Origin of the sequence: Dokdonella sp. (genome assembly GCF_036518555.1) — a bacterium.
In the GTDB taxonomy this organism is placed as follows: domain Bacteria; phylum Pseudomonadota; class Gammaproteobacteria; order Xanthomonadales; family Rhodanobacteraceae; genus Dokdonella_A.
In genome coordinates, this window is sequence record NZ_DATDMY010000119.1 from 1 (window position 1) to 7,504 (window position 7,504).

5 protein-coding genes are annotated in these 7,504 nt (G+C 68.9%); 3 read left to right on the plus strand and 2 right to left on the minus strand.

Going from position 1 to position 7,504, the window contains the following annotated elements; genetic code table 11:
• Positions 1-2,045 (minus strand): S9 family peptidase (locus VI238_RS07170; protein ID WP_331649928.1); only part of this gene is annotated, 2,045 nt, incomplete at its 3' end.
• A 200-nt stretch (positions 2,046-2,245) separates the two neighbouring features.
• On the opposite strand from VI238_RS07170, the gene VI238_RS07175 reads away from it, so the two are divergent.
• Positions 2,246-4,072: a DUF885 domain-containing protein gene (locus tag VI238_RS07175; protein ID WP_331649930.1), complete on the plus strand. Its 1,827-nt coding sequence runs from the start codon at positions 2,246-2,248 to the stop codon at positions 4,070-4,072.
• A 185-nt stretch (positions 4,073-4,257) separates the two neighbouring features.
• Positions 4,258-5,895: a sulfatase gene (locus VI238_RS07180; RefSeq protein ID WP_331649932.1), complete on the plus strand. Its 1,638-nt coding sequence runs from the start codon at positions 4,258-4,260 to the stop codon at positions 5,893-5,895.
• A 70-nt stretch (positions 5,896-5,965) separates the two neighbouring features.
• Here the strand turns inward: VI238_RS07180 and VI238_RS07185 are convergent, their stop codons facing one another.
• On the minus strand, positions 5,966-6,280 hold the full coding sequence (locus tag VI238_RS07185; RefSeq protein WP_331649934.1) for a hypothetical protein: 315 nt from the start codon (positions 6,278-6,280) through the stop codon (positions 5,966-5,968).
• Between the two features lie 169 nt (positions 6,281-6,449).
• Between VI238_RS07185 and VI238_RS07190 the strand changes: the two genes are divergently transcribed.
• Positions 6,450-7,504 (plus strand): oligopeptide:H+ symporter (locus VI238_RS07190; protein ID WP_331649936.1); only part of this gene is annotated, 1,055 nt, incomplete at its 3' end.

A 7,504-nucleotide genomic window follows, 5' to 3' on the forward strand; every position in this document is an offset into this window, starting at 1 on the left:
AGCCACGCATTCACGGTGTCGTGCCAGAGCACGCTGTTGTGCGGCTTGAGCACCCAGTGGTTCTCGTCCGGGAAACGCAGGAACTGACTCGGGATGCCGCGCCGCTGCAACGCGGTGAACGCAGCGAGACCCTGCTCGAGCGGGATGCGGAAATCCTGGTCGCTGTGCACGACGAGCATCGGCACGCGCCAGTCCTTGACGTGGTTGACCGGGTTGAACTTCTCGTACGCGGCCGGATCCTCGTACTGCGTCTTGCCCGCGTGCTCCCACTCGTCGAACCAGAGTTCCTCGGTCGAGTAGCTCATCATGCGGCTGTCGAACACGCCATCGTGCGCGACGATGCATTTCCACGGCTCGTTCCACACGCCGGCCATCCAGTACATCATGTAGCCACCGTACGACGCGCCGAGCGCGCAGGCGCGGCCGCCGTCGAGGAATGGGTACTTCTGCTGCGCCGCGGCCCAGCCGGCCTTGAGGTCGTCGAGCGGCGCGCCGCCCCAGTCGCCGGAGATCCTGTCGGTGAACGCCTGGCCGTAGCCGGTCGAGCCGTGGAAGTTGATCGTGACGACCGCGAAGCCCTGGCCTGCGTAGGTCTGCGGGTTCCAGCGATAGTGGAAGTCGTTCGTCATCGCGCCCTGCGGGCCGCCGTGCACGATGAACGCGACCGGATACTTCGCGCCCTTCCTGTAGTCCGCCGGCTTGGTCACGTAGCCCTGCACGGTGTCGCCGCCGTAGCCCTTGAACGTGAAGAACTCGGTGTCCCCGAAGCGGATGTCCTTGAGGCGGTCGGCGTTGAAGTGCGTGATCGCGCGCAGGCCCTTGCCATTCGCGCGCGCGGTGTACAGATCGGTCGGGCGCTTGAAGTCGTTGCGCGCGAGCACGAGGCCCTTCGCGCCGAGGTCGAAACCGGCGACGGTGCCTTCGGCGACGAGCTTGCTCGCCTTGCCGGTCGCGACGTCGACCGCGAACAGCGCATGGTCACCCCAGTCGTCGGTCGCGGTGTAGAGCGTCCTGCCGTCAGCCGATTCCTTCAGCGCCGAAGCGGAGCGGTCCCATTGCGGATCGACCTCGCGCTTGGCGCCGCTGGCGAGGTCGAGCGCCCAGATGCCGAAGCGGTCGGCCTCGAAACCCGCGCGCTTCATCGCGAGCCAGTAGAGCGTCCTGCCGTCCGCGGACGGCAGCGGGTAACCGTCCCATGCGGGATTGTCGGCGGTGAGGTTCTTCGGCGCGTGCGCGCCCTCCACCGCGACCGAGAAGATGTCGAAATTCGTCGACCACGGCTCGCTTTTTCCTGCGATGCGCGCGTCGAAGTACACGGTCTTGCCGTCGGGCGAGAACGTGTACTCGCTGTCGTCACCGAACGGCTTCGACGGCACGTCGCCGTCGATGCCCCTGGTCAGCAGTTCGAGCGCCCCCGGTTTGCCGTCGGCGCCGAGCGTGGCGACGAACAGCTGCGAGCGGCGGCCGTCGGACCAGGTGTCCCAATGGCGCACGAAGATCGATTCGTATACGGTGCCGCTCGCCTTGTCGGCCTTGCGCGCGTCGAGTTTCTTCTGCGTGCAGGCGACGACATCGGCGTCGTCCGAGCACTCGTTGTAGACGTCGAGCGAGAGCAGCACGCGCCTGCCGTCCGGCGACAGGCGAAAGTTGTTGACGTCGACCGGCAGCGACGTCGCCTGCAGCGGCGTGCCGCCCTCCGCGTCGATGCGCCAGAGCTGGCTCGTGCCGTCCTTCGGCGCCAGGAAGTACAGCGCCTTGCCGTCGGCCGACCAGCGCGCGCTCGATGCATTGAGCGCAAGCTCGGTGAGGCGCTTCGGCGTTCCGCCCGCGTAAGGCACGGTCCAGACGGCGTTCCTGCCCTTGTTCGCCGCGTAATCGGTTTCGCGCACGGCGAACGCGACCCTCGACCCGTCCGGCGACAGCACCGGATCGCTCACGCGATCCATCATGACGAGGTCGTGCACGTCGAACGGATGCGATGCCGCGGCCGCGGCGGCGGGGAGGGCGACGGCCGCGGCAAGCGCCACGGCGAGGACGGACTTCATCGGATTCTCCGGGACGGCGAAAGGACCGCCGATGGTACGGCTTGCACCGCGCCCGGGCCATCTGCACTGCGGCAATGACGAAGTGCACATTGCCGCGCGCGGCGGGACGCGCTAGCGTCGTCGGCTGCGCGCCCGCGGGCGCCATCGATCCTTCCATGCCGCCGAGTCCGGCGCCCCCGACACGCCCAAGGAGAATCCCGATGCGTCGCCTGCTCCTGTCCAGCGCCTGCGCGCTCGCCTGCCTCGCGCTCGCCGCGCCCGACCTCGTCGCTGCCGACACGACCAAGCCCGAGGGCGCGATGGCCTCGCCCGTGCGTCCGGCGCCGGCGTGGGTCAAGCGCAGCAACGAGGTCGCGCAACCGCTGTTGCAGGCCCAGGCCGCGTTCGCGCCCGAGTTCGCCTCGTTCTTCGGCCTCCCCGGCTACGACGACCGCGTCGCCGATCTGGGCCCGAACAACGGCGAGCGCCTGCGCGCGGCGATGCGCGGCGCGAAGGGCACGCTCGAGAAGGAGCTCAAGACCGAGGAAAACCCGAACGTCCGCCAGGACATCGGCATCCTGATCGGCGCGGCCGACCGCCAGATCGAAGGCAGCGAGCTCAACGAGAAGCTCATGGTGCCGTTCGTCGACGTCGGCCAGCTCGTGTTCCAGGGCGAACAGGCGCTGCTGCAGGATCAGGTCGCGCCCGCGCGGCGCACGCACGCGCTCGCGCGCCTCGAGGCGTACGTCGGCCTCGCGCCGAATACGACGCCGATCACCACGCTCGCGCGCCAGCGCTACGAGGAGCGGGCGTCGAAAGGGACGCTGGTCAAGCCGACCAGGCTCGAGGTCGAGCAGGCGCTGCGCAACGCCGAGACCTACGCCAAGGGCATCCACGACCTGTTCGGCAAGTACAAGATCGAAGGCGGCGACGCCGCGCTCGCCGCGCTCGACCAGCAGATGAAGGACTACGCGGGCTGGATGCGCACCACGGTGCTGCCGGCCGCGCGCAGCGACACGCGCCTGCCGCCCGAGCTGTACGCATTCCAGCTCAAGCAGGTCGGCATCGACATCACGCCGCAGGAACTGATCCAGCGCGCGCAGCTCGAGTTCATGGAGACCCGCAACGCGATGCAGCAGCTCGCGCCGCTCGTCGCGAAGGCGAAGGGCCTGCACGCGCAGGACTACCGCGAGGTGATCCGCGAACTCAAGAAGAAGCAGCTCGACAAGTCGTCGATCGAAAACTACTACCGCAAGACCGTGATGCCCGAGCTCGAGAAGCAGATCGCCGCGCACCGCGTGGTCGACCTGCCGAACCGGCCGATGGTCATGCGCCTCGCCTCGCCCGCGGAATCCGCCGCGCAGCCGGCGCCGCATTTCCTGCCTGCGCCGCTCATCGACAACACCGGGCAGCAGGGTCAGTTCGTGCTGCCGCTCGGCAATCCCGCGTCGGAGGGCAAGGACGGCAAGGCCGCCGCGTACGACGACTTCACCTACGAAGCCGGCGGCTGGACGCTCGCCGCGCACGAAGGCCGCCCTGGCCACGAGCTGCAGTTCACCGCAATGGTCGAGCGCGGCGTCTCGCTCGCGCGCTCGCTGTTCGCGTTCAACAGCGTCAACGTCGAAGGCTGGGCGCTGTACGCCGAAGCGGAAATGGTTCCGTACGAGCCGCTCGAGGGCCAGCTCATCGCGCTGCAGCTGCGCCTGCTGCGGGCCGCGCGTGCAATGCTCGACCCGATGCTCAACCTCGGCCTGATCGACCGCGAGCGCGCGAACCAGGTGCTCATGCAGGACGTCTCGCTGTCCGAACCGATGGCGCGCCAGGAACTGGACCGCTACACGTTCAACATGCCGGGCCAGGCCGGCGCGTACTTCTACGGCTACAGCCGCATCCTGCAGCTGCGCATGGAAACCGAACTCACGCTCGGCGCGAAGTTCGACCGCATGGCCTACAACAACTTCCTGCTCGACCAGGGCCTGCTGCCGCCCGACCAGCTCGCCAAGGCCGTGCGCGAGGTGTTCGTGCCGGCCCAGCGCGACAAGAAGTAGGGCGCGGCTCGGCTCGCTGCCCGGGCGCCGCCCTGCCTCAGCGCACCCTGTGCGCGACCGCGGCATCGAAACGTGCCGCATCACCGGTCGCCCACGGGGTGTGACTGCCCTTGCCCGCACCACGCGGACGCTGGCGCGGATGGCATCCGGCGGCGTCCCAGGCGCCATCGAGAATCTCGCGAAACATGCTCATCAAGGCGCTGCTCGCCTGTGCATTCGCCCTCGCGGCCCTGTGGCTGCTGCATGCGCGCGCCGCCGACACCGGGCCCGACATCGTCGTGCTCATGGCCGACGACCTCGACGAGCCGACGTTCGACACCGCGCTCGCGCTCGACCTGCTGCCTGCGATCGAAGCCGCGATGGTCGACGGAGGCTTGCGCTTCGACGAATCGTTCGTGACCGATTCGCTGTGCTGCCCCTCGCGCGCGACTTTCATGACCGGCCAGTATCCGCACAACCATGGCGTGCGACGCGGCCAGTTCGGCCCCGATGGCTCGTTCGGTGCGTTCGACGACAGCCGCTCCATCGCGACCGCGCTCGAGGCGGCCGGCTACCGCACCGGCCTCGTCGGCAAGTTCCTCAACGGTTACGGTTACACGACGCCGCGCAACCATCCCGATTGCACGAGCGCCGAATGCCGGATGCGCTACGTGCCTGCAGGCTGGAGCGACTGGCAGGGCCTCCCCGACTACGGCGAACTCAACGGCTCGCCCGGCTACGCCGGCGCGTATTGCATGTACAACTACACGGTGAACGACCGCGGCGCGCTCGTCACCTACGGCAGCGCCGACGCGGACTACCAGACCGACGTGATCGCGCAGCGTGCCGGCGCATTCATCGATGCGGTCGCCGCGACGTCGGCGCCGCTGTTCCTCGTCGCAAGCCCGCTCGCGCCGCATTACGAACTCTGCCTGCCGGCCGCGCATCCGTCGGCGTGGGACGTGCGCCCCGCGCCGCGCCATGCGGGTTCGCTGCCGCCTTACGTGAACCTGGACGTGAGCAAGCCGTCGTTCGACGAGGCCGACGTCGGCGACAAGCCGGCGTGGTTCGCGCAGGAATACGCGAGCCTCGACACGACGCAGGTATCGACGCTGAATCGCCAGTTCCGGCATCGCCTCGAGGCGCTGCGCGCGGTCGACGCGCTGTTCGCGACGGTCCGCGCGCGCCTCGTCGCGGCCGGTCGCTGGGACGACGCCTACGTCATCTTCACCTCCGACAACGGCTGGCTCTACGGCGAGCACCGCGTCGTCGGGAAGGTGCTCGCCTACGAGGAGTCGATCCGCGTGCCGCTGCTGCTGCGCGGCCCGGGCGTGGCCACGGGCGCGCATCGCGCCGCGCTCGTGCTCAACAACGATCTTGCGCCGACGCTCGCTGCACTCGCGGGCGTCGTGCTGCCGACCGTTGCCGACGGTCGCAGCCTCGAACCGCTGTTCGCGCAGGACCATCCCCCCGCGTGGCGGCGCAGGTTCCTCGTCGAGCACTTCCGCGATGCCGCGCCGTCGCCGGTGAGCTGGCTCGACTTCCTCGGCGTGCGCACTGCGAGCGGCGACGACGAGGACACCGGCATGCAGCTGTTCGTCGACTGGCGCAACGACTGGCTCGTCGATCCGACCGCTGCCGGCAGCGAGCACTACGACCTCGTCGCGGATCCGCTCCAGCTTCAGTCGGTCGATCCGCGCAACGGCGCGCGCGAAGCGCAGCGCGCGGCGCTGCAGGCCGACCTCGCCCTGCTGCGCGACTGCGGCCAGCCCGACCATGTCGCGTGCATCGACGCCGAACGCATGCGCGAGCACGTGTTCTTCGGAGGCTTCGACGGACCGTGACCGTGCATGACCTCGACGCACGCGCGGTGGTCATCACGGCAGCCCCATCGGCGGCTCGATCCCGCCCTGGTCAGCGCGCGGGCGACGCGTCCGCGCGCACGTGGACCCGGTCGAGGTCGGGCTTGACCAGCTCGACGAACAGCACCGACGCGTAGGGCAGGCAGAAGCTGCCGCGCGTCGATCGCCCGCAGAAGAGATCCGCGCCGACCGTGTCGACCGTCATCTCCAGTGCGTCGCGCCCACCCGTGACCTGCACGCGATGGCCTTGCATCGACTTGAACAGCCCTTGCAAGGTGCCGTAGGCCTGTGGAATCGGCGCCTCGCCGCGCGCGGCGGCGGCGGGAACCAGGGTGCACGCGAGCACGAGCGTACCGAAGCGGATCATGCAGACCTCCTGCGGCGCGCCGCCGGACGGCGGCGAAGTCACCGTAGTCTCCCCGGCATGGCGCCGCAATGCCTCGCGCCCGCGTCGCGGCCGGCGCGCCGAGCGCGCATGCGAGCGTGCCGACAGGAACGGCTGGCTATACTCGCGCGACGCTTCCGTGGGAATCCGCATGTCCGTCGCCGCCCTGCCGAACGAACGCCCGGCCGACTTGCTCGGCCATCCGAAAGGCCTCTACATCTGTTTCCTCACCGAGATGTGGGAGCGCTTCTCGTTCTACGGCATGAAGGCGTTGCTGCTGCTGTACCTGGTCAAGTACCACCTGTTCACCGACGACCACGGCTACAACCTCGTCGGCGCCTACGGCGGCCTCGTCTACGCGACCCCGGTGATCGGCGGCCTGCTCGCCGACCGCTGGCTCGGCATGCGCAAGGCGGTCGTCTTCGGCGGCATCCTGCTCGTGCTCGGCCATCTCGGCATGGCGATCGAAGGCCATCCCGCATCGAGCGTGAACGGCGTCGTCGTGCGCGACGCGCACGCGCTGCAGGTGTTCTATTTCTCGCTCGCGCTGATCATCCTCGGCGTCGGCTTCCTCAAGCCGAACATCTCGACCATCGTCGGCAAGCTCTACGGCGACAACGACCCGCGCCGCGAATCCGGCTTCACGCTGTTCTACGCGGGCATCAACCTCGGCGGCACGTTCTCCGGCATCCTCTGCGGCTGGCTCGGCGAAACCTACGGCTGGGGCTGGGGCTTCGGGGCCGCCGGCGTCGGCATGCTCGCCGGCCTCGCGAACTTCCTCTACGGCCAGAAGTACCTGCTCGGCCACGCCGAGCCACCCGACCCCGCACGCCTGCGTGCGCGCGTGCTCGGCCCGCTCACGCGCGAGCACCTCATCTACCTCGGTTCGATCGCGGGACTCTTCGTCATCTGGGGCCTGATCCAGGCGCACTCGCTATTTCTCGCGATCATCCCGGGCTGGTTCGAGCCGAGCCCGGTGCTGCTCGGCATGCACCTCATCGGCCTGTGCCTGCTCGGCGGCATCCTCTGGTTCATGTTCACGCGCTGCACGAAGGTCGAGCGCGAGCAAATGTTCGTCGTGCTCGCGTTCATCGCGTTCTGCCTCGTGTTCTTCACGATCTACGAACAGACCTACGGCTCGTGGGTGCTGTTTTCCGACCGCGTCATGAATCACCGCGCGCTCGGCGCGGAATGGAGCGCGAGCGA

Bases quoted from the DNA above. Each gene is read 5' to 3' on its own strand.
- VI238_RS07175 (WP_331649930.1), top strand. From the start codon at position 2,246: ATGCGTCGCCTGCTCCTGTCCAGCGCCTGCGCGCTCGCCTGCCTCGCG.
- VI238_RS07180 (WP_331649932.1), top strand. From the start codon at position 4,258: ATGCTCATCAAGGCGCTGCTCGCCTGTGCATTCGCCCTCGCGGCCCTG.
- VI238_RS07185 (WP_331649934.1), bottom strand. From the start codon at position 6,280: ATGATCCGCTTCGGTACGCTCGTGCTCGCGTGCACCCTGGTTCCCGCC.